This is a genomic window from Sinomonas humi (assembly GCF_000802235.1).
GTDB classification, from domain to species: Bacteria; Actinomycetota; Actinomycetes; order Actinomycetales; family Micrococcaceae; genus Sinomonas; species Sinomonas humi.
In genome coordinates, this window is sequence record NZ_JTDL01000141.1 from 70,625 (window position 1) to 92,122 (window position 21,498).

A 21,498-nucleotide genomic window follows, 5' to 3' on the forward strand; every position below is an offset into this window, starting at 1 on the left:
GCGCCTCACGCCTCGCAATCTGCGCAGAACGCTGCGTCGCCGTCCACTCTGGCTATCTGCGAACGGTGGCGGACCAGGAAGCAGGACTGGCAGACGAACTCGTCCTCGCCCTGCGGCACGAGCCGCACGGTGAGCTCTGCATCCACCAGCTCCCCGCCCGGGACACCGTCCCCCTCCTCGTCGCCGTCGAGGTCCCGGACGACACTGCGCGGATCAGGGGCGCTCGCGGACTTGACCGCCTCGAGGGAGTCCTCTTGGGACTCCCGGACATCCGGGCGTAGCTCGTCGTAGTCAGCCACGTGGTCTTCTCCTTAGTTGCATTGGGGAGTGCGAACCAGCAACCGTACACCACTGGCTGTCGAGGCGCCTTGGCCGCTCAATGCTCTTTCGGAACGGGTTCCAGCCAAGACCACGCGCCACAGTTGGGGCAACGCCCGAACTTTTTCCCCATGCTGTGCGGCGCAACCGCCGCGGCGGCTGGGGTCAGCGCGAACGTCGCGTCGCACCGCCGGCAGTGATAGTCGAACATGCTCGTCAGCTTGCGCTGGATCGCGTAGGAGACGGCGAAAGCCAGGACGACGACGGCTATGATCACGAGCGGCTTCACGGTCCCAGTATGCAGGGGGCGAATCTGAATTCGTCCGCGTCTCCTTACCTCCCGCGGGCCCCTGCCGATAGTCGCCCCCGTGACCGTGCAGGACCGCGAAGCAATCGCCCCGAGAATCGTCGAGGCCTATGATTTCCGCCGTCCCACGACGCTCGCGCGCGAGCACAGCCGCATCCTCGAGGCAGGCTTCGAGAGCTTCTCGAGACAGTGGGGCACCCAGCTGACGGCGAAGGTCCGCGCCAAATCGACGGTTACGGTCGAGTCGGTAGTCATGCAGACGTACGACGAATACGTCGCGACGCTTCCCGGAACGACGTCGATGGTCCTGTGCGCCGTCGAGGGCACCGCAGCCAAGGCAGTCCTCCAGTTCCCGACGGCTGCCGCCCTCGGCTGGGTCGCGCGAATGCTCGGCGGCCACAGCGACAAGAGCGGCCTCGAACGCAAGTTCACGCCCCTCGAATACGCGCTCATCAAGAGCCTCGTGGACGAGAGCCTCGAGGTCCTCGCGTACTCGCTCGGGGGCCTTCTCGCAGGAACGCCCCGCTTGGAGGCGATCCAGTACAACTCCCAGTTCGCTCAGGCCGCAGCCACGACGGATCTCATGATCGTCGTCGCCTTCTCGGTCGTCGTCGGGGACTCCGCCACCCAGATCACGCTCGCGATCCCCGCCGACGCCCTCCTTCCGCAGCTCGGCGCCGTCAACCCGATGGCGAGCAGTGCGAACGCATGCGAGCTCGTCGGGGGACAGATCGCCGCGGTGCCGATCGATGTCACCATCCGGCTCGAGCCCGCAGCGGTGACACCGGCTCAGGTCCTCAACCTCGCCGTCGGGGACACGCTCGCCCTCCCACATCCGGAGCACCACCCGTTCCACGTGGCCGTCGGGGGCAAGAACCTCGCCCAGGCAATGGTCGTCCGCAAGGGTTCGCGCGTCGCTGCGCGCATCGTCCCGTCCGCGAGGGACGCCGCCCAGGGCAAGCCGCCCATGAAGGAGAAGGAATCTTGAGCAACCTCGCCCTCCACGCTGCCGCCGCTGACCGCCTCGCGGCAGCCCTTCCGGTCCCCGGACTCGCGGTGACCGGCGCCGTCGGGCCGGCCGTCGCCGCCCCGCATGCCGCGCGCGCCGTCTCGGCGTCGTTCGTGGGAGCGCTCACCGCCGACTTCGCGCTCGCGCTCGCGTCCACGGACTTCGTCGCCGAGGCGGGCGGCGGCCCCCAGGCGAGTACGACGGCGGTCCTGCGCCCCGCATTCGAGCGCGCCGCCGAGGCGCTCCAAGGGGGCGTGCTCTCCGAACTGGCCGAAGGGGACGCGGGCGGGCTCTTCGCCGACCCGGAGACCGCGGTCTACGAGATTTCCGACGGCGCTGCCCCCTTCGGCTGGTTCGCGATCCGAGTGCACGACGGCGATGCCGCACCTTCCGCTCCAGCCGATTCCTCGGCCTTCGTTTCCCGGCTGGGACGAATCCACGACGTCGAGATGGCCCTCACGGTCGAAATCGGCCGCACCCGGATGAGCATCCGGGACGCGCTCTCGATGGAGCCGGGAAAGGTCATCGAGCTCGACCGCTCCGCCGGGGCGCCCGTGGACGTGCTCCTCAATGGGCGCAAGATCGCCTTGGGCGAGGTCGTCGTCGTCGACCAGGACTACGGGGTGCGGATCACGCGCATCCTCGACGTGGCAGAGGCGCCCCGCTGAATGGACTCGCTCATCCTGGGCCTCCGGGTCCTCGTCTCGCTAGGCGCCGTGCTGGGGCTCATGTGGCTCCTGCACCGGCGCCTTCGCCGTGGGAGCGGTTCCGGGAAGGCGAAGGCGCTCACCGTGGTGTCGCGGCAGAGCGTGGGCCCCAAGGCATCGGTCGTCCTCGTGGACACCGACGGGCGGCGCTTCCTGCTCGGCGTCACGGAGCACGGGATCAACGTCCTCCACAGCGCGGAGGCCCCCGAACCCCTTGTCCTGGCGGAATCGCCCGTCCTCACCGAATCGCCCGTCCTCACCGAATCACCCAGCGTCGGGGAATTGGCCGCCCCGCTCACTCGCCGCGAAGTGCGCCAGAGCACGGGCGGGGGTGCCTTCGACCGAGAGCTCAGGCGCCAGTTGGGAGCGGGACGCCCGCAGACGCAGCCGCTCGCAGGTTCGGCTCTCGATCCCGCGACGTGGCGGATGGCGCTTGACGCGCTCCGCGGCGGGCGCCGGCAGTGACGCCCAACGGCCTCGCAGTCAGGGCCGGCCGGATCGCCGTCGTCGTTCTCCTCGCCGCGGTGACGGTCTACGCCCTGCTGCTCCTCGCCTCTCCGGCGAGTCATGCGGCGGGACTGCACGCCCCGCTCGATCCGACCTCTCCCGTAGGGCCCGCCGACCCGACCGCACCGGCGACGCCCTCGCCCGCCCCGACCGCCACCGGCTCCGGCACGCTCAACCTCCAGATCAACTCACCCGACAACGGGCCGTCGTCAGCCGTCGTGACCCTCATCGGGATCACGCTGCTCTCGGTCGCCCCGGCGCTCCTGCTCATGATGACCTCGTTCACGAAGATCTTCGTGGTGCTGTCCATGACCCGCAACGCCCTCGGGCTTCAGTCGGTCCCGCCGAACCAGGTGATCGCGGGCCTCGCGCTCTTCCTCTCGCTGTTCATCATGTGGCCCGTGGTGAGCGACATCAACACGCACGCCATCCAGCCGTACCTCAACGGGCATCTCGACTTCGCCGGGGCGTTCAATGCCGCCACGGGTCCGCTCTCGAAGTTCATGACAGCCCACACACGCCAAGAGGACATTGCGCTCATGACGCGCGCTGCGGGCCTGACCAACCCAGCCTCTCCCGCGGCGACACCGCTGCAGACCCTCATCCCGGCGTTCATGATCTCGGAGCTCCGCGCTGCGTTCATCATCGGCTTCGTCATCTTCGTGCCGTTCCTCATCATCGACCTCGTCGTCTCCGCCGCGCTCATGTCGATGGGCATGATGATGCTCCCGCCGGTCATGATCTCCCTGCCGTTCAAGATCCTGCTGTTCGTCCTCGTGGACGGGTGGGATCTCATCATCACGTCGCTCATCCAGAGTTATCAGGGGGGCTGACGTGAATACCGCCGCCGTTCTCGACATCTGCCTCCAAGCGCTCCTCGCCGCCGCGAAGCTCGCCGCGCCCGTGCTCGTGACGAGCCTCGTCGTGGGGCTCGCTATTTCGCTCGTCCAGTCGATCACCCAGCTCCAGGAGGCCACGCTCTCGTTCGTGCCGAAGGCAGTCGCGGTCGCGATCGCGCTCATCGTCTGCGGGCAGTGGATGATCTCCGAGATGGTCAGCTTCACGAACGACCTGTTCGCCCGGATTCCGTCCCTCCTCGGCTCCCACTGAGCCCATGAACATCCCCATCGACCAGGCCTGGATCGAAGCCGTGATCCTCGCGGCAGTGCGAATGACGGCCTTCCTGTTCATCGCGCCGCCGTTCTCCCACAACGCGTTCCCCGCCCAGATCAAGGGGATGCTCGGCGTAGGGCTCGGGCTCGCCGTCGCGAACCGGGCGCAGGACGGCTACAGCTCGCGCGATACCGCAGGCTTCGTCACGGGCCTCGTGCTCGAGCTCGTCACGGGCCTAGCGCTCGGGTTCCTCGTGTATCTCGTGTTCGCGGCCGTGCAGTCCGCGGGTTCGCTGATCGACCTCGGCAGCGGCTTCCAGATGGCTCAGGGCTACGACCCGCAGAGCCTCGTCAACGGCGCCCAGTTCACGCGACTCCTCCAGATGGCGGCCCTCGCGCTCCTGTTCTCCTCGGACGGGTACCAGCTCGTGCTCGGCGGGCTCACCGGCTCATTCCATGCGCTCCCGCTCGCCGGCGGCCTCGATCTTTCCCAGCCCGTGCAGGCCATGACCGCCGCGACCACCGGAATGTTCGTCTCTGCCCTCCAGATCGCGGGGCCGCTCATGGTGGTCCTGTTCCTCGCGGATCTGGGCCTGGGTCTGCTCACGCGCGTCGCCCCCGCGCTCAACGCCTTCCAGATGGGCTTCCCGCTCAAGGTCCTCATCACGCTCAGCCTGGCGGGCGTCCTTTTCCTTGGGCTTCCGAGCATCGTCTCCTCGCTCGTGCAGCAGGCGGTCAACTCGGTCTTGGGGGTGGGCTAGTGGCTGACGCCCAGGAACGCACCGAGAAGGCGAGCGACAAGCGGCTCCGCGAGGTCCGCTCGAAGGGGCAGCTCTCGCGCTCGCAGGACCTGACGGCGTGGCTCGCAGTGGGGGCGGGTGCCGTCATGCTTCCCTCGACGATCGACGCCGCCTCGAAAGCCGGAACGGCCCAGCTCTTCACGGTCACCTGGGTCGTTGCGAGCCCCGACCCAGGCAAGGCCGTGCAGGCGCTCTCGGACGGCCTCGGTTCGATCGCCGCGACGCTCGGGCCGCTCGCCGCCGTCGTCTTCCTCGCCGTGCTTGTGGGGTCCGCGGCGCAGGGAGGAATCCACCCGAAGCGGCTCACGCCGTCGTTCGAGCATTTCAACTTCGCCGCAGGGCTCAAGCGCATGTTCGGGACGCAGGCGCTGTGGGGTGGGGTGAAGGCGCTCTTGAAGACCGCCGTCGTGGGGCTCGTCCTCTGGAGTGTCGTGCAGGGGCTCGTCCCCGTGCTCATGTCGGCGGGCGGCCTCCCGATCTCCGGCGTCCTCGCAGCCGCGAACGACGGCGCCGGGTCGCTTCTGCGCTTCGCCGTCGCCGCAGGGCTTCTGCTCGCCGCGGTGGACGTCTTCGTCGTCGTCCGCCGCAACCGCACCAAGACCCGTATGACCAAGCGCGAAGTGAAGGACGAGAACAAGAACAGCGAAGGCGATCCCCTCGTCCGCTCCCAGCGGCGCTCGCGTCAACTCGCGATGTCCCGCAACCGCATGATTGCCGCGGTGAGCGCGGCCGACGTCGTCCTCGTCAACCCCACGCACGTGGCCGTCGCGCTCAAGTACGAGCCGGGCAAGTCCGCGCCGCGCATTGTCGCGAAAGGGGCAGGCACCATCGCAGCGCGGATCCGCGAGGAGGCCGAGAAGGAGCGGGTGCCGATGGTGCAGGACATTCCGCTTGCGCGCGCCCTGCACGCAATGTGCGATCTCGGCCAGGAGATCCCGGTCGAGTTCTACACAGCAGTTGCGGGCGTGCTCGCGTTCGTCATGTCGCTCAAGGCCCGCGGCGGATCGGCGGGTGTCCATACCCTTCCACCCGGCTTGAAAGGAATACACGCGTGAACCGGAATCTGGCACGGCTCGCCGTCCCGGTGGGGATTGTCGGCATCGTCCTGCTGCTCGTTGTGCCTGTCCCGGCGGCGCTCCTCGACGTGCTGATCGTGTGCAACGTCCTGCTCGCGCTCGTGATCCTGCTGACGAGCATGTTCGTGAAGAAGCCGCTCGACTTCTCGGTGTTCCCATCGCTCCTGCTCGTAGCAACACTGTTCCGGCTCGGACTCAATGTCGCCTCGACGCGGCTCGTCCTCGGGCAGGGCTATGCGGGGCAGGTGATCGAGGCTTTCGGCAAGGTCACCGTGGGCGGTTCGCTCATCATCGGGGCGGTCGTCTTCGTGATCCTCGTGGTGATCCAGTTCGTGGTCGTGACGAAGGGCGCCGAGCGCGTTGCGGAGGTCGGGGCGCGCTTCACCCTCGACGCGATGCCCGGCAAGCAGATGGCCATCGACGCCGACCTCAACGCGGGCTTGATCACCGACGTCGTCGCCCGGCAGCGTAGGGCCGAGGTCTCCGCGGAGGCCGACTTCTACGGTGCGATGGACGGCGCCTCCAAGTTCGTCAAGGGCGACGCGATCGCGGGCATCGTCATCATCATCGTGAACATCGTCGGCGGGCTCGGCGTCGGGATGCTCCAGCGCGGGCTCTCGATCACGGACGCGCTCAACACCTACTCCCTCCTCACCGTGGGCGACGGCCTCGTCTCGCAGATTCCGGCCCTGCTCATGGCCGTCTCGACCGGCATGATCGTCACGCGCTCGAACGCCGAGGCGGACCTCGGGCAGGCCGCATCGACGCAGCTTTCGCAGTCCCGGACGGCCCTCCTCATCGCCGGCCTCGCCGCCGTCGTCATGGCGCTCATGCCTGGCATGCCGCCGCTGCCGTTCCTCGGCGTGGGGGCCGCGCTCATCATCGCCTCCCGCCGGATACGCCCCTCGCACGACGGCGATGCCTCCTCCGATGCGAGCGGTGCCGGGGGAGGGGAGGCCGAGCAGGATCCCACGCAGCGGCTCATGGAGGAGATGCGTGTGCACCCGCTCGAGATCATGCTGGCACCCGACCTCGTGGACCTCGTCGGCGGTTCGGCGGACGATCTGCTCGCCCGGGTGAAGTCCCTGCGCCACAAGATCGCGATGGACCTCGGCGTCGTCATCCCGCCGGTGCGGACGCGCGACTCCGTTGAACTCCCGCCGTCGACCTACGCCATCCGGATCGCCGGCGTCGAAGCCGGCCGCGGGACCGCGCCGTCGGGCAAGCTCCTCGCCCTCGGCGACTTCCTCGACGCGCTGCCGGGGGCCGCCGTCGTCGAACCGGTCTTCGGGCTCGCGGGCAAGTGGATCCCCGCGGAGATGCGGCACAGCGCGGAGCTGACCGGGGCGACCGTGATCGATCGCGTGAGCGTGCTGATCACGCACCTCTCCTCGATCGTGATGGCCAACGCGGCCCGCCTGCTCTCGCGCGAGGACGTCCGAGTGCTCACCGAGGGGGTCAAGAGTGCAAGCCCGGCCGCCGTCGAGGAGCTCACACCGGGGCTGCTCTCGCTGGCCGAGATCCACCGCGTGCTCCAGGGCCTGCTCACCGAACAGGTGCCGATCAACGACCTCACCCGCATCTACGAAGCACTCACCCTTCGGGCCAAGGCGTCCACCGATCCCGAGGGGCTCATCGAGTCGGCGCGGCTCGCCATCGGGCCGGCGCTCGTGCGGCGGCTCATGGACGGGGACAGGCTGACCGTCATCACGATCGAACCGGTCCTCGAGCAAAGCCTCGTGCAGGATCTCCGACCGGCCGAAGGCGGGACGCAGCTCGTCATGGAGCAGTCGAAGCTCGACTCGATCCTCGCATCGCTCAGCTCCGCGGTTGCCGCGGCCGAGTCTGCGGGGAAGAGCCCAGCCCTCGTCTGCGCGCCGGTGCTCCGGGCCGCCGTGCGGAAGCTCGTGGCGCTGCCGCCCTCGGGTGTCCCAGTGCTTTCGTATGCAGAGGTGACCTCGACGTCCGTGAATATCGAGACCATTGGGGTGGTGCGCCTTGGCGCCGCAACAGTATCTGCTTAGGGGATCGAGCCTCGAGGACGTCACGCGTCAGGCCGTCGAGCTGTACGGACCGGAGGCGCGGATCGTGAGCGCCGACAGTGTGCTGGATCCTGGGCTCCGCGGGCTGATGGGCCGCCGCCACGTGGAGGCGACCGTGACGGTCCCGACCCCGATCGCGAGGCTCGCGCCCTCAGTGGACCCCGCTGGTCCGCACGCTCTGGGCCCGCACGCTCTGGAGGCCCGCGCGGGCATCGCCGCGCTGCTCGAGGACGCGGATAGGGCCGAGGACGGTTTCCTGGCCGCCGCCCCGGGTGCGCGTCCCTCGGCGCCGTCTGTCTCCACCGAGGCCGAGGACTTCGACGCGCTCCTCGAACGCCTACGGACCCAGATGGACGCGCCCGAGGAGCGCGTCCCCGTGCTCCTCGACGGCGCGGGGGACCTCGTCCTTGTCGTCGGCCGGGGCGAAACGGCGCTCGCGGTGGTCCAATCGATGGCGGCGCGCCTGCCTGAGGGGTTCTCGTTGGTGAGCGCGGGCGGACTGTCGGGGGATTGGCCACATCTCGAGGACGTTCGGGACGCCGTGGCCGCCCGGGCCGAAGGCGTCGAATCCGGGACCACGGTGCTCGCGGCCCTAGGGCTGCGGGGGTTCGATCGGCTCGCTCCGCAGTTTGGGCGCGCCGCGGCTCTGAGGCCGGATCAGGTGTGGCTCGCCGTGGATGCGCGGCACAAGGCTGAGGAGACTGCCGAATGGGTCGAGGCGGCAAAAGCACGCCTGACGGTGAGCGCTCTCGCATTGGTCGGCACGGGCGAAACTCGCACGCCGGAGACCGTCAATGCCCTCGGGATCCCCTTAGGCTGGGTGGACGGTTCGCGCGCACCACGGACGGTGCTCTGACGCGTCATTCCATGGAAGGAGAACCATGCTCGTACTCACCCGGAAACCCGGCGAGAAGATCATGATCGGCGACGAGATCGTCATCACGTTCCTCGAGAGCCGCGGAAGCGAGGGCATCCGGATAGGGATCGACGCCCCGCGCCACCTCGCGATCAAGCGCGAGGAAATCTTCGAAGCGGTAGCCGACGCGAACCGCGAAGCCGCCCACGCGCCGTCGGGCGCCGAGGCGATCCTGAAGGGGCTGTTGAGGCCGGAGGGCTGAGGCCAACCTCGTGCCTCGGCATGGGGGCCCCTCACCCGGCGGCTTGCCGATCTGCCACTCATGACCAGACGGGTCGAGGGTCCGGCCGAGCCGGGGGCTGGCTCTCCGCGGGGGCTATGCGGGCCCCTCCCGGGTCAGGACCGATGACAGGTCGTAGCTGACCGGTTCCTCAAGCTGGTCGTAGGTGCATGACTCCGGCGTGCGGTCCTGGCGCCATCGGACCCATTGGGCGGTGTGGCGGAACCGCTCGCCCTCCATATGGTCGTACTTGACCTCGACGACGCGCTCCGGCCGCAGCGGGACGAACGAGAGGTCCTTGTCTGCGTTCCAGCGGGAGCGGGCCGCCGCCGTAGGGGTGCGCGGTGCCGATTGGTCGCGGTTGTCTGGCAGCCCCCCGGCGGGCTGCGCCCACGCCCAAGGGTGCTCCTCGAACGTGGTCACGAGCGGCTGCAGTTCCTCGAACAGCTCCTTGCGGCGGGCCATGGGAAACGCCCCGATGACGCCGACCGAGTTGAGCTTGCCGTGTGCGTCGTACAGGCCCAGCAGCAGGGATCCGACGGCGTCGGGCTCGCCCTTGTAGAGCCGGTACCCGGCGAGGACGCAGTCGGCCGTCCGCTCGTGCTTGAGTTTGGACATAACGCGTTTGTCCTCGGCGTAGAGCTCTCCGAGGGGCTTGGCGACAATTCCGTCCAAGCCGGCGCCCTCGAACCTACTGAACCACTCGAGGGCGAGGGTGGGGTCCTTGGTTGCCTGGGTGAGGTAGACCGGGGGCTTGGCGTCCTTGAGGGCCTCCTCAAGGGCCGCGCGCCGCTCGCGGAAGGGACGCTCCACGTAGTTGGTCTGGCCGAGGGCGAGCAGGTCGAAGGCCACGAAGCTCGCCGGCGTTGTGGCGCTCAGCTTTGCGATGCGGGAGGCCGCGGGGTGGATGCGCTGCTGGAGGGCGTCGAAGTTGAGCCGGTCGCCACTGTCCGGGTCGACGAGGACGATTTCCCCGTCGATGACCGAGTGGTCGGGGAAGTTTGCGACGATCGCCTCGACGAGTTCGGGGAAGTAGCGCGTCATCGGCAGGGCATTGCGCGATCCGATCTCCACCCGATCACCCGATCGCCACACGATCGAACGGAAGCCGTCCCACTTCGGCTCGTACAGGTACTCGCCGGTCGGGAGCTTCTTGACCGGCTTGGCCAGCATCGGTCCGTACGGGGGAGCGATCGCGGTGCCCCACTCGGCGTCGCGCTCCGCTTTGGGCGCCGAATAGTCCTCGTCGGCTCGGTCCGCCTTCCGCTTGCTCGGCTGCACCCGCGGCGGCTCGCCGGGCATCTTCGGGTAGTCCGGCGGGAAGTTGAGCTCGCCGAGCCCGCGCGCGAGGTCCGCATCCCATAAGGCGAGTGCGCCCGAAATGTCGCCCGGCGCGGCGTCGATGTCCTCCCACGGGCAGCCACGGGAGGCCAGGAGCGCGGGAACCGTACGGACGGTGAAGTCGCGGGGGTCGGCGTCGGGGAGTTCATCCCAGGTCAGCGGGGTCGAGACGGGCGCGTGCGGCAGCGGCCGGGGCGAATAGGCGCCGGCGATCGTCCGGTCGCGGTTGGCCTGGTTGAAGTCGACGAAGACCCGCTCGCCGCGCTCCTCCTTCCACCATGCGGTGGTCACGAGCTCCGGCATGCGCCGCTCGAGCTCGCGCGCAATTCCGATGACGGCGTGACGCACATGAAGGAACTCGTGCGTGGGCCGGATGCGCGCGTACACATGGACGCCCCGGTTCCCCGAGGTCTTCGCGTAGGCCGTGAGCCCTGCCTCGGCCATGACCTCACGCAGAGCGAGGGCGGCGGTGACGGCGTCTCGGAAGTCGCGTCCGGGCTGCGGATCGAGGTCGATCCGCAGCTCGTCAGGGTTGTCCAGATTGGCCGTTCGCACTGGCCACGGGTGGAAGGTGATCGTTCCCATCTGCGCCGCCCATGCGAGCGCGGCGGCCTCGTCGAACACGAGCTGGTCGTGGCGTCTACGGGACGGGTAGGTGCACGTCACCGTCCTGAGGTAGGAAGGCGCGCCCCGCGGCGGCCGCTTGGAGAAGAACTCCTCGCCGTCGATCCCTTCCGGGAAGCGCTGCAGAGTCATGGGCCTGTCGCCGTTGAGCCGAAGAAAGGGCGCTGCCACCGAGATCAGGTAGCGGGCCAGATCGCGCTTGGTGAGGGGATCATGCCCATCGACGCCGGGCCACAGCACCTTGTCTGGGCTGCTCAGCTTGACCTCCCGCGCGCCGTCCGGGCCGTCTACGTGCAGGATCTCAGAATCCGCCATGCGCCCAACGGTAGCTGCCGCAACGCCGTTGGGGCAGGTCGGCGACGATCACCGACTGGTCGCGTCGTAGCGATCGTCCTGAATCACCGGGGTCTGTCCGGGGCATGCTCGCCGGGACCTCTCCGGCCATTGTCCAGATCTCTTCCCCAATCGCTCCTCTCCAGGGCGCGGATACGACCTCGATCAAGTCCTCGTCGTCGGGTCAAGCTCGCCATGGTGTTCAGCTGGAATAGCGGACGGGTCACAGACGCTGAACGGACACCGAGAGGCCCGTCGTCAGTGACTCGTCGGCCGTCAGGATCGGTGCTCCACCGCCGGGCGGCGTGCGGTCGGGACCGAAAAGGGGAGCTGTCGAGGGCTCGATCCCGAGAGCCCACCGTCGGCGTGTTGGCATTACCCATTGGTAGAGGCGGGGGAGTGTGTCGGCGGTCCATGCGATGTCGACCCGATGTGTGGGGGACACGACCGCCGCGGACCGGACACCGCCGTCGTCGGTGCTGATGTTGCGGTGCTCCCATACGGCCTCGGTGATGTTGTCTGTCGGTTCGGGCAGGCGATCCCAGTGCGGAACCTCGGGGCAGTCCTCGCGGATCACGGCCTCCACTCCGTGGATCTCCAGAGTCGTGCCGGGGACGGCGACGGGAGCCCCGAAGTTGAGGTGGTAGAGCAGCGCCAGGGGCGTATCTCCAGGGCCGAGATTCGTGATCCGGTCGGTGACTTCGATCGAGTCGGTCGTGATTGTCGAGGTGAATGTGATCTGCCGGCGGAGCCGCAAGGTCGGTGCGAATACCCCGGCGCTGTCCAAGGATCCCGAGATCCTCGCCGTGGCCCCGTCGGCGGTGACCTCTGTAGAGCAGGTGGTTCGGTTGGCCTTCAGGAACGTGTAGTCACCATGCATGGGCTCGGCTGCACTGGCGGGGCCGATGTTCCTGAGGCCGCAGGTGACGAGCAGGCCGCCTGTGAAGTTCGCCAGCCACTTCTCGACGCCTGCGCTAGGCGAGGCGTCGGGTGCGATGGGGGAACGCCATGAGATTGGGACTCCGGCAAGGCTAGTGTCGCCGATGTCGAGGCCGCGCTCTGGCAGGACGGATGCGCTGAGGCCGCCGGCGAGCTGCACCTCCAGCCGGGCACCGGCGACGGAAGCGGTCTCCGGCCGCGACTCGGTCACAGAGACGACCGCGCGTTCGGGCATCAGGCCGCGCCTAAAGAGCTGGCCAGCGCGTGCAGTCGCCGCGCTCACGGTGCGGGGGGCCGTGCGACGAGGACAGAGCCATCTGTCTCGACGGCAAGGGGCCCGGAAGAGGCAGGCACGACAGCGGTCTCGCCCTTCGAGAGCGCGAGCTGGCCCACAGAGCTGCGGAGCATGGAAGATCCGTCCGTAGCGATGATGACCGCGTAGCCCGCATCGAAGGCTGCGAAGCGCGTGACCCGGTCGAGCCGGAACCAAGCATCGGCGATAGCAGGGAGCACGGGCCCCTTTACGGCGCCGCGTGCGACCAGTCCGGCGAGCCGGGCAGGCTCGAGGGCGTGAGTGTCGACCGCTTCGAGGGCGCGGTCGAAGCCAATCCCGAGATGCCCTTCGGCCGCCCCGTCAATGTCGAAGCCGTCCCATTCCAGCAGGATGGACAGGTCGGTGGGCTGCTGCACCTCGGCGAGCAGGACGGAGCGGCCAATGGCGTGCAGAGTCCCCGGCGGGACGACGAGTGCGTCGTTCTTTGCTACTGCCACCTCATTCAGGAGCCCAAGCAGCGCCGTGGTGTCCTGCCTTTCGACGAGCTGGGCGAGCTCGGCACGATCGACATCCTCGCGGAGCCCGAGGTGGACAACGCCGGGCTCAAGGATGAACCAGGCCTCGGCCTTGCCATGCGCGGAGGCGAGCTCTGCCGCGGCGAACGCGTCGTCCGGGTGGGCATGCACTGGAAGCCGCTGTCCTGCGTCAAGGAGCTTCACAAGGATCATCGCGTCATCTCCCCAGCGCGCGACGTGTGCGGCGCTGAGCCAGGACTCGGGGTCGTCCGCGATGGCGTCCCGCAGGAGCCTGCCCTCCGGAAGCATGCTCAGGCCTGCCGGAAACTGGCCGCGGACTGCTGTGGTGGAGGCCACCCAATCTTCAGGAGTGTGGTCGGGGCCGGAAGGCAGCGAGCGGAATGCGTCGATCTGCATGCCGCCTGCGTAGAAGCGCGCCGGCGGGCGGTTCGTCCCGAGGATCAGCGGGCGGAGCATGGGGGTCACTGGGCGATTCCTCGGCGATCGGGGGCTTGGTCGGCGTAGGCGACAAGGATCTCGACGCCGGATTCCTCTAGAGCCTCGGCGAGCTCGCCGGGCGGTTCGGCGTCGGTCACCAAGTAGTCGGCGCGGTCGAGTTCCGCGACCTGCGCGAATAGCGGCTCGGTGAACTTGGAGGAGTCGGCGAGGATGGCCACGCGCGCGGCGCGGTCCATCATCTCGCCCATCATCACGGCTTCGGCGAGGTTGCTGGTCGAATACCCGCCCTGTGCCGAGACCGCGCCGACTGAGATGAGTGCGAGGTCGCAGCGCAGCCTGAGATCTTTGCCGCCAGGGGATTGGAGGCTCACCGGTCCGACCGTGGACTGGCCGGCGAACCTGACCGACCCGCCGAAGAGGTAGAGGTCGCGGACGATCTTCGGCGAGATTTCGGTCGCGATGCGGAGGTTGTTCGTGGCGATCGTCAGGCCATGCCGCTCACTCAGGTGCCGGACCACAGAGAGGGTGGTCGTCCCGGCGTTGAGCATCAGCACGGAGTTGCTCGACACCAGGGTCGCGGCGAGGGCGCCGATGCGCTCCTTCTCGTCCGTGTGGAGCTGGAGGCGCACATCGAGCTTCTTCTCTGCGGCTGCCACGGCGTCGACGCTCACGGCGCCACCGTGGGTGCGCACGACAAGTCCTTCCTTGTGCAGTTGGTGGAGATCCCGGCGCACGGTGTCGGGCGATACGTCAAAGTGCTGGGCGAGCTGGGCCACGGTGACCTGCTCCGCCTCTGCGACATAGGCGACGAGTTCGGCCTTTCGGCCAGCTGGCAGGCGCACTGTCGAGGGGTTCGTTCGGTTGGCCACGCCCCATTCCTACCAGATGCTGCCGAAATGTGCCAGACTCTGCCGGTTTCTCCCGGAAGTGGCTATGGGATGCGCATGAATCGGAAGAAAAACCCTTGCCACAGAAGAAGAGACCTGCATAACATCGCACTATCAAGCACAAATCGGTAGTTTCAAGCATGTTTACGCATTGGTTTGCAAGGACTCTTTGAAAGCTCTCGGATTGGAGAATGATGGGCAATGGTGCTCTGGGCCGCTGGAGGCGGCCCACGTGGAAGGCGTCCGTGGCTGCCGCAGCCACGGCGGTGGCGCTTCTGGTGGCTGGCTGCGCCGGCGGCTCGGGCGGAGGGGGCGGGGGCTCGAACGGGAATGTCACCCTGACGTTCTCGCAGTGGTGGGCCCCTGAAATGCCCTCGGGAGCGCTGCAGAACCTGATGGACGAGTTCCACAAGGAGAACCCGAACATCACGGTCAAGCTGATCAGCGCCCCGTTCCAGTCGCTGCAGTCGCAGACGATCTCGCAGGCTGCCTCGGGCACGCTTCCCGACGTCGTCGGTTTGGACGGCTCGTGGGTGAACCCGCTCTACAAGCAAGGTGCACTGCTGAACCTCTCGGACGCGATGAAGAAGGCGAACTACGATCCGAAGGATCTGGCGAGCCAGGTCGGCTACAACGGCTCGACCTACATGATCCCCGTGGTCAACTTCGTCTACCCGCTCTTCACCAACGACGCGATCCTCTCCCAGGCCGGGATCAGCAAGCCGCCGACGACTTGGTCCGAGTTCGCAGCCGATGCGAAGAAGATCAGCCAGTCCGGTTCCGCGAAGGGATGGGTTGTCCCGCTCGGGACCACCAACCCCAACGGCGTCCAGAACGACATCCTCTCCTGGGCGTGGGCATCGGGCGGAAGCATGCTCAGCAATGGACAGCCGAACCTGACGAACAACCCTGACGTCACCGGCGCGGTAAACCTCGTGAAAGACCTCGTACAGTCCAACGCGGTTCTGCCCGGCGCCAACGCGCTGCAGGAGACTGACAAGGTCGAGAACTTCATCAACGGCCGGGCCGGGATGATGATCGACTCGCTCGCCCACATCAACACGATCACCAAGGGCAACGCCAACCTGAAGTTCTCGGTCTCGGCGCAGCCGGTGAAGGATGGCTCCACAGGCACCCCGGGAATGCTCACGGCCTCGTGGGGGATCGGGATCTCAGCCAAGACGCAGCACTCTGCCGAGGCATGGAAGCTCGTCCAGTTCCTAATGGACCAGACGAACAACTCCAAGCTCTCCACGCTGGCCAACGGCTTCCCAGGCAACAAGACCTCGAAGCCGGACTTCACCGGAGCGGACCCCCACTTCCAGCAGGCGTTCGCGATCTACCAGAAGAGCAAGCCGGTCAATGAATTCACCGGGCTGCCCGCAGCCGACCAACTCATGACCGACTTCCTGAACGAGTTCCAGAAGACGGTGGCCGGCCAGGAGTCTACGGACACCATGCTCTCCAACGTCCAGAACCAGTGGAAGCAGCAGTTCTGATCCGCTGCTCCCGGACATGAGAAGCCCTCGCCGGCTGCGCGCCCCACACGGTGAGCAGCCGGCCAGGACGGAGACGAGAACTATGACTTCATCCCTGTCGATGGCGCAGAACGACCAGCGCAAGCGCGCCGCCGCTCCAGCCCCACGACGCCATCACCGCACGCTGAAAGAGCGCTTGGAGCCATACCTCCTGATCGCCCCGACGGTGCTCCTCATCCTCGGCCTGATGGTCGTCCCGATCGCTATCGTCATCGGCTACTCGCTGTACGACAACGTGGTGACGAACCCTAACCCCGTATTCGTCGGGGCTGCCAACTACGTCACGATCCTGACCAGCCCTGCATTCTGGGGCGCCGCCGGGAACACCCTGGTATTCACCGTCGCCAGCGTGGTCGCACACATGGTGATCGGCATGGCGTTCGCCATGATGCTGAACTCTAAGACCATGGCACGGGTGCCCCGGGCCATCTTCCGGGCTATCTACATCCTCCCGTGGATCTTCACAGCATCGGTGGTGGCCGTGCTCTGGCGGCTCCTGCTTGACCCGAGCGGGGTGATCAACTACCTCCTGACGAGCCTCGGCGTCGTCCACGATGCCGTCCCATGGCTGGGGACCGCATCGACCGCCCTGCTCGCTGTGACGGTGATTAACATCTGGTCCGGCTACCCGTTCTTCATGATCAGCCTGCTGGCCGGGCTACAGAACGTCTCGACCGACCTGTATGAGGCCGCCCGAGTCGACGGGGCCGGGTTCTTCCGCCAGTTCGCCAGCGTCACCCTCCCGGCCCTTAGGCCGATCCTCTACAGCATGGCTCTGCTCGACCTGCTCTGGACAACCCAACAGTTCACCCTGATCTGGGCCACAACAGGAGGCGGACCCCTGGGCGCGACGGAGATGCTGAGCACCTTCACCTACAAGCTTGCCTTCAACAGCTACCAGTTCTCGATGGCGTCCACGAGCGCGGTGCTGGTGCTCGCGGCGTCGCTCATCGTGGCCGTGTTCTACGTCCGCCGCCAGCGCAAGGAGGCGCAGTGATGACCGCTATCTCGAAGCAGGCGCCCACCACGGCTAGGACCGCGGCCTCCCGGCGTGCAGTCCGGCGGGGGGCGGCACGAACCGGGCTGTACGCCGGCCTGACCGCCGGGGCCATCTTCGCAGGCTTCCCCGTCCTGTGGATGCTCTCGAGCTCGTTCAAGTCCAACGCGAACATCTTCGCGTACCCGCCGAAGCTGTTCGACGGCTCGTTCTCGTTCGCGCCGTACCTGGCCGTGTTTTCGGACCCGGTGGAGATCGGCTACTTCGCCAACAGCTACATCGTGGCCCTGTCGGTGACGGTTGTAACGCTCGTCGTGGCCCTCCTTACGGGCTATGTCTTCAGCCGCTATGAGTTCCCGCTCAAGCGGATCATCAGCATCGTCATCATCGGGGTACAGGCTGTGCCGCCGATCACGCTGCTGATCCCGTTCTTCGGGATCATGGTCGCGCTTGGGCTCTACAACACCTATCAGGGCCTCATTATCACCTACGTCGTGTTCACACTGCCGTACGCGGTGATCATGATGACTGCGTACTTCGACAGCCTCCCGAAGGAGGTCGACGAGGCAGCCAAGGTCGACGGCGCCAGCTCGATGTCCATCCTCTGGCGGATCCTGGTTCCGATCTCGGTGCCCGGGATGGTCTCCGTAGGCCTCTACACCTTCATGATCTCCTGGAACGAGTACCTCTTCGCGCTGACGCTCACCCAGACCGACGACAGGCGCACTGTCCCCGTCGGGATCCAGCTGCTGATGGGCCAGAACAACTACCTCTGGAACGAGGTCATGGCCATGAGCATCCTCGGTTCCATCCCCGTGCTCGTCCTCTTCCTCATCTTCCAGCGCTACTTCATCGGCGGCCTCGCCGCTGGCGCGGTCAAATCATGACGCGGCGCTGAAGACGCCCGATTTCTGCCCAACAACAAGGAGAAACCAAAGTGCTGATCAACGGCAAGGACCTGCTCGCAGTGGCGAACGACCACAACTTTGCAGTTCCCGCATTCAACGTGAGCGACTATGCGATGAGCAATGGGCTCTTCGAGATCTGCGAGGAGAAGGCGGCACCGTGGATCCTCGCGATTCACCCTGACGAGGTCTCCCACATCGGGCACGAAGCAATCCTGGCCTTGCGAGAACGGGCCCACCGCTCCTCGGTGCCCGTCGCCATCCACTGGGACCACGGGGGAAGCTACGAGCAGATTCTCACGGCCATCAAGGTGGGCTTCACCTCAGTCATGATCGACGGATCGATGCTGCCCTTCGAGGAGAACGTGGCCATCACCAAGCGCGTGGCGGACTCGGCGCACGCCGTCGGGCTTTCCGTCGAAGGCGAGCTCGGTACCATCGGCAAGACTGACGACCAAGCCGAGGCCGGCACGGACGACATTATCTACACGGACCCTGCCCAGGCCGCCGAGTTCATCGAGAGGACCGGCGTGGACAGCCTCGCAGTTGCGATTGGCACACGCCATGGGATCTACCCATCGACTCTCAAGCCCGAGCTCAAGCTCGACCTGCTGACCGAGATCAAGCGGACCGTGGGGATCCCGCTGGTCCTGCACGGCGGATCGAACAACCCCGACGGCGAGATCGGCCAGTCGGTCAAGCTCGGCATCAACAAGATCAACATTTCCAGCGACATCAAGGTTGCTTACTTTGACGCTATGCGCGAAGTCCTGGCAGATCGCTCGCTGCGCGAGCCCAACCTTATCGAACCTCCAGCCGCCGAGGCCATGAAGCGGGTCGCCGCCCAGAAGATCGACCTGTTCGATGCTGGCGGCAAGGCACACCTCTACGCCAACGGACTCGCAGCTGCATCGAGGCCGGCCGGGCGCGAGGCAGGAACGTTGGTCGGCTGATGGCAAAGACGACGATACTCGGGCTCGGCGGCACGATCGACTACGAGCTCCACTGGGATGCGCGGATACTCGGATCCCTCGCCGCCGAGTCCGGCATCGTCGACCTCGGCTCCACCGCCCCGCAGGTGATCGATTCGGAGCGGACGCTCGTCCTCTCCGTCCTCCATCACCTGCGGGCTGGAACCGGGGGCGAGCATTTCGTGGAAACACCGGAGGTCATTGAGCGTTTCGCTGCACGATTCGGCTACCGCACCACTCTCGGCGGCACACCGGTCCGCGCGGCCTTGGCCATGAGCAGCCTGGGCATCGGGAGCACGGTGCACCTCGTGTCCATCGACGATGACGTGCGTCGTCTCCTGCCGGCAGACGTGGACTACCTCTGCAGCGCCGAACACGACTCCACCGACCCCCACCTGATCGTCCAATACCCCGCCAACGCCCGAATTCGGATCGGCGACGAGGAGGTCGTCGCCTCGAGTGCAAATCGGCTCATCTACCCAAGCGACCACCCCAACGCCGAACTCCGCCTCAGCCGCGACCTGCCCGAAGCCCTCAGTGGTGCAGGTGTCTTCCTCATCTCGGGAATGAACTCGATGCAACAGCGCGACACGCTCGACGCGCGGCTGGAGGAACTCATCGCCGCCATGAAGAGCCTCCCGCTTGAAGCAGTGACCATCTACGAGAACGCGGGTTTCCACATCCCGGGCTTCAGTCAGATCGTCCTCGACGCCCTTGCACCGCACGTCGACATCGTCAGCCTCAACGAAGACGAACTCATTGGCGCCCTTGAACGACCCGTCGACCTTCTGGACCCGATCGATCTCACCGCTTCTGTGCGCGAGTTCGCGGCGCGGGTGCCGACGCCCACAATCGTGCTCCACACGCGGCACTTCGCCTTGGCCCACGGGGAACGTGCCAGCCGGATGAGAGCCGTGCTCGCGAGCGGAACCGCCGCCTCAGGGGCGAGATACGCCTACGGTGACAATGCCACCCGTGATGATGTGGAACGCCTCGACGCGAACGGGCAACGCAGCGCAGCCGGCCAGTCGCTGGCCGACTCCTTGCAGGGGAATGAGGAATTCTGTGTGGTTCCAGCATTCGACCTGCAAGATGTCTCGACGCCCACGACTATCGGCCTAGGCGATACTTTCGTCGGTGGCGCAGTGGCTGCGCTTGTACGAGCGCAGAGCGAATCGCGGGCGGAGCAAATTGTCGAGGAGGTCGATCAATCTCCTCGTTGAAGGGGCCCGGAGGGCCAGCTAATTCCTCTCAGGTGGGAATTGGACTGGCAACTACCGGGAACATCCCGGCGACTTTGACCCCGACTACGACGACGGCGAGGACTGTGGTTGCGATCAGTGCCCAAATCGGGGCGAGGCCGCCCCGCTGGGCGACCTTACGCACGACAACGGACCGGCCGATGACATACACCGCTTGCGCGAGGAAGGCCCACCCCCAGTGGAACGGCCTCACGACCCCTTCAGCGGCCAGCTTCTTCCAATCCAGATATGCGAAGCAGACGCAGAGCACGTAGGAGAGGAAACTCGCGAAAAGCATCAGGAAGTACACCGGCGTGAAGACCGAGTTCAGCTCGAGCATCCGGACGATGTGCCCACTGCTGACGAGGGTGCGGTAGCTGAGCGTGGGCTTCCATGCGAGCTCGAGCAGCACATTCGCGAGAGGCACGAGCACGACGAGCCAGATCGCCCAGTTGTACACGGCTGCCCCGGGGCGAAGTGGCGGTCTTCCTTTGGCCCTTCCCGGGAAGGCCTGGGCCCGTTGGGTGTCGATCCAAGAACGCCCATCCCACCACAGCTGTCCTCGGCGGTCTGGCGCCGGGTACCAGCCCGGAGGCAGCGCCGACGAACCGAATACCCGTGTGCCTTGAGGCGGCCATCCACCGCTCTCTCCCACCATTTGCTCCCCCAATTCAGATAAGAGACTGCGAGTCGCGCCCGCCCAGTAACGGCGATCCTAAACGACCCCAGGATTGAGGGCAGCAACGGAAATGCAAGGATTTGCCAAGGATCGATCATCGACCTCTCGGCTCGGAACGGGCCCTCCGGGACCATTACCGGGCGCTACATGTGCCGCGGGCCGAATTCACCCCAGCTGCTGGGCTTGCGCTCGTCCTGGGAGAGAAGGCCTGCGATCCAGCAGTCATGCCGTCCCGAGGTCAGCTGGATTCCTTGTCGGAGTGTTCCTTCGTAGCTGAACCCGAGGCTCTCCGCCACCCGCGCGGATGCTGTGTTGCCAACAGCGGCCCGCCACTCTACGCGAGCGAGGTTGAGCCCTTCCCGAGCGAACCCGAAGTCGAGCACCACACTTACCGCTTCTTTCGCATAGCCTCGCCCGCGGGCACCTGCCCTGATCCAATAGCCGATCGCGGCTTCGTCATCATTCAGCCGAAGGCTCGTCATCCCGACGAGCGCACCCTGCGACCGAATTGACCACGTCAGCTCTTGGCCGGACTCCCATGCGGCAGCAGCGTAATGAATGAACCTGCCCGCATCGCTCCGTTCGTATGGGGAAGGGATGGGAACGAACCGCGCGATCGCAGGGTCCTGACAGGCTTCGAAAATGGCCGTCTCATCGCCCTCATTCGGAGCCGACAAAGTCAGTCGAACGCTTTCAAGCACGTTGGGCACCATTCCGTCACCCTACTGGCGGATCCGTGCCCGGAGTGCGCGGGTACGCCTGGCGCCTCTTATGGCCAGCA

At 66.7% G+C, this 21,498-nt stretch carries 23 protein-coding genes; 15 read left to right on the forward strand and 8 right to left on the reverse strand.

Going from position 1 to position 21,498, the window contains the following annotated elements:
- Positions 1-5: 5 nt before the first annotated feature.
- Together LK10_RS15985 and LK10_RS15990 are read right to left on the reverse strand one after the other, a co-directional pair.
- The gene (locus LK10_RS15985; RefSeq protein WP_043125764.1) at positions 6-299 is read right to left on the reverse strand and encodes a DUF4193 family protein; all 294 of its coding nucleotides are present in this window, start codon (positions 297-299) and stop codon (positions 6-8) included.
- A 77-nt stretch (positions 300-376) separates the two neighbouring features.
- Positions 377-607 carry a hypothetical protein gene (locus LK10_RS15990; RefSeq protein ID WP_156144214.1) on the reverse strand — a complete coding sequence of 77 codons (231 nt, stop codon included), beginning with the start codon at positions 605-607 and terminating at the stop codon, positions 377-379.
- A 79-nt stretch (positions 608-686) separates the two neighbouring features.
- On the opposite strand from LK10_RS15990, the gene LK10_RS15995 reads away from it, so the two are divergent.
- The 10 genes from LK10_RS15995 to LK10_RS16040 are packed head-to-tail and all read left to right on the forward strand — an operon-like array spanning position 687 to position 8,996.
- A complete protein-coding gene (locus tag LK10_RS15995) occupies positions 687-1,613 on the forward strand; it encodes a flagellar motor switch protein FliM (RefSeq protein ID WP_052207465.1) in 927 nt (308 codons plus the stop codon).
- Entirely contained in the window at positions 1,610-2,302 is a 693-nt protein-coding gene (gene fliN, locus LK10_RS16000) for a flagellar motor switch protein FliN (RefSeq protein WP_231567802.1), read from the forward strand. The genes LK10_RS15995 and fliN overlap by 4 nt, the downstream gene beginning before the upstream one ends.
- The gene (gene fliO, locus LK10_RS21005) at positions 2,303-2,806 is read left to right on the forward strand and encodes a flagellar biosynthetic protein FliO (RefSeq protein WP_052207466.1); all 504 of its coding nucleotides are present in this window, start codon (positions 2,303-2,305) and stop codon (positions 2,804-2,806) included.
- Positions 2,803-3,681, forward strand: a complete 879-nt coding sequence (gene fliP, locus LK10_RS16010) for a flagellar type III secretion system pore protein FliP (protein ID WP_043125768.1) — start codon at positions 2,803-2,805, stop codon at positions 3,679-3,681. The genes fliO and fliP overlap by 4 nt, the downstream gene beginning before the upstream one ends.
- Before the next feature lies 1 nt (position 3,682).
- On the forward strand, positions 3,683-3,958 hold the full coding sequence (gene fliQ, locus LK10_RS16015) for a flagellar biosynthesis protein FliQ (protein WP_043125771.1): 276 nt from the start codon (positions 3,683-3,685) through the stop codon (positions 3,956-3,958).
- 4 nt (positions 3,959-3,962) lie between these two features.
- On the forward strand, positions 3,963-4,721 hold the full coding sequence (locus LK10_RS16020; protein WP_043125774.1) for a flagellar biosynthetic protein FliR: 759 nt from the start codon (positions 3,963-3,965) through the stop codon (positions 4,719-4,721).
- Entirely contained in the window at positions 4,721-5,815 is a 1,095-nt protein-coding gene (locus tag LK10_RS16025) for an EscU/YscU/HrcU family type III secretion system export apparatus switch protein (RefSeq protein ID WP_043125775.1), read from the forward strand. The genes LK10_RS16020 and LK10_RS16025 overlap by 1 nt, the downstream gene beginning before the upstream one ends.
- Positions 5,812-7,860, forward strand: coding sequence for a flagellar biosynthesis protein FlhA (locus tag LK10_RS16030; RefSeq protein ID WP_043125778.1), 2,049 nt, complete (start codon positions 5,812-5,814; stop codon positions 7,858-7,860). The genes LK10_RS16025 and LK10_RS16030 overlap by 4 nt, the downstream gene beginning before the upstream one ends.
- Entirely contained in the window at positions 7,835-8,734 is a 900-nt protein-coding gene (locus LK10_RS21010; RefSeq protein WP_156144215.1) for a hypothetical protein, read from the forward strand. The genes LK10_RS16030 and LK10_RS21010 overlap by 26 nt, the downstream gene beginning before the upstream one ends.
- Positions 8,735-8,759: 25 nt before the next feature.
- Positions 8,760-8,996: a carbon storage regulator gene (locus LK10_RS16040; protein WP_043125781.1), complete on the forward strand. Its 237-nt coding sequence runs from the start codon at positions 8,760-8,762 to the stop codon at positions 8,994-8,996.
- A 114-nt stretch (positions 8,997-9,110) separates the two neighbouring features.
- Here LK10_RS16040 and LK10_RS21545 read toward each other — a convergent pair whose 3' ends face one another.
- From LK10_RS21545 to LK10_RS16060, 4 genes are all read right to left on the reverse strand, one after another.
- On the reverse strand, positions 9,111-11,294 hold the full coding sequence (locus tag LK10_RS21545) for an ATP-dependent DNA ligase (RefSeq protein WP_043125785.1): 2,184 nt from the start codon (positions 11,292-11,294) through the stop codon (positions 9,111-9,113).
- A 241-nt stretch (positions 11,295-11,535) separates the two neighbouring features.
- Complete coding sequence (locus LK10_RS16050; protein ID WP_043125787.1) at positions 11,536-12,486, reverse strand: DUF4432 family protein; 951 nt, start codon at positions 12,484-12,486, stop codon at positions 11,536-11,538.
- A 44-nt stretch (positions 12,487-12,530) separates the two neighbouring features.
- The gene (locus LK10_RS16055) at positions 12,531-13,517 is read right to left on the reverse strand and encodes a class I mannose-6-phosphate isomerase (RefSeq protein WP_043126035.1); all 987 of its coding nucleotides are present in this window, start codon (positions 13,515-13,517) and stop codon (positions 12,531-12,533) included.
- A 5-nt stretch (positions 13,518-13,522) separates the two neighbouring features.
- A complete protein-coding gene (locus LK10_RS16060) occupies positions 13,523-14,368 on the reverse strand; it encodes a DeoR/GlpR family DNA-binding transcription regulator (protein ID WP_197061964.1) in 846 nt (281 codons plus the stop codon).
- 263 nt (positions 14,369-14,631) lie between these two features.
- Between LK10_RS16060 and LK10_RS16065 the strand changes: the two genes are divergently transcribed.
- The 5 genes from LK10_RS16065 to LK10_RS16085 all read left to right on the forward strand — a co-directional run bounded on the left by LK10_RS16065 (position 14,632) and on the right by LK10_RS16085 (position 20,020).
- Positions 14,632-15,885, forward strand: a complete 1,254-nt coding sequence (locus LK10_RS16065) for an ABC transporter substrate-binding protein (RefSeq protein ID WP_231567803.1) — start codon at positions 14,632-14,634, stop codon at positions 15,883-15,885.
- Between the two features lie 82 nt (positions 15,886-15,967).
- Positions 15,968-16,921, forward strand: a complete 954-nt coding sequence (locus tag LK10_RS16070; protein ID WP_081998608.1) for a carbohydrate ABC transporter permease — start codon at positions 15,968-15,970, stop codon at positions 16,919-16,921.
- Positions 16,921-17,808, forward strand: coding sequence for a carbohydrate ABC transporter permease (locus tag LK10_RS16075; RefSeq protein ID WP_081998609.1), 888 nt, complete (start codon positions 16,921-16,923; stop codon positions 17,806-17,808). Before LK10_RS16070 ends, LK10_RS16075 begins: the two co-directional genes overlap by 1 nt.
- A gap of 50 nt (positions 17,809-17,858) precedes the next feature.
- A complete protein-coding gene (locus LK10_RS16080; protein WP_081998610.1) occupies positions 17,859-18,779 on the forward strand; it encodes a ketose-bisphosphate aldolase in 921 nt (306 codons plus the stop codon).
- Entirely contained in the window at positions 18,779-20,020 is a 1,242-nt protein-coding gene (locus LK10_RS16085; RefSeq protein WP_043125791.1) for an ADP-dependent glucokinase/phosphofructokinase, read from the forward strand. The genes LK10_RS16080 and LK10_RS16085 overlap by 1 nt, the downstream gene beginning before the upstream one ends.
- Positions 20,021-20,048: 28 nt before the next feature.
- Here LK10_RS16085 and LK10_RS21020 read toward each other — a convergent pair whose 3' ends face one another.
- Complete coding sequence (locus LK10_RS21020) at positions 20,049-20,498, reverse strand: hypothetical protein (RefSeq protein ID WP_052207468.1); 450 nt, start codon at positions 20,496-20,498, stop codon at positions 20,049-20,051.
- Positions 20,499-20,860: 362 nt separating this feature from the next.
- Positions 20,861-21,430 (reverse strand): GNAT family N-acetyltransferase, encoded by a 570-nt coding sequence (locus LK10_RS16095; protein ID WP_043125794.1) that lies wholly within the window; start codon positions 21,428-21,430, stop codon positions 20,861-20,863.
- Positions 21,431-21,498 lie beyond the last annotated feature (68 nt).